This is a genomic window from Roseomonas sp. 18066 (assembly GCF_902706185.1).
Classification (GTDB): Bacteria; Pseudomonadota; Alphaproteobacteria; order Acetobacterales; family Acetobacteraceae; genus Pseudoroseomonas.
In genome coordinates, this window is the sequence record NZ_CACSJM010000393.1 from 1 (window position 1) to 409 (window position 409).

Consider the following 409-nt stretch of genomic DNA (forward strand, 5'->3'; position numbering starts at 1 on the left):
GTCCAGCCGCACCTGCGGCTGGTAGACCAGGAACAGCTGCGCGTCGTCGATGGCCGCGCGCAGTTCGGACAGCAGCAGCGCGCGGTCGCGCGCCTCGGTGCCCATGTGGTCCACGTACTGCAGGTGCTGGCCCCGGTGGTCCCGCTTGGCGCGCTTGAGGGCGATGGTGGCGTCCTTGACGAGATCGGCGCCCGCCTGCGCGCGCGACGGCAGGTGCACGTAGCCGCAGGTAAGCGACACCTTCTGCGGCACGCCGTCCACCGCGGGCGGCGGGCGCATGCACTGCAGCAGCCGCGGCAGCGCCACCCGGCTCGCCTCGCCGAGCACGCCGAAGGTATCGGCGCCCACGCGCGCGAGCAGCACGCCGGGGGGCAGCGCATCGGCCAGGCGGCGGGCCACGGCCTCCAGC

1 protein-coding gene is annotated in these 409 nt (G+C 75.1%); it reads right to left on the reverse strand.

The window, feature by feature from the left end; all coding sequences use genetic code 11:
* On the reverse strand, positions 1-399 hold a 399-nt coding region (locus GVN67_RS29385), incomplete at its 3' end, for a diguanylate cyclase domain-containing protein (RefSeq protein ID WP_235035635.1).
* Between the last annotated feature and the right edge of the window lie 10 nt (positions 400-409).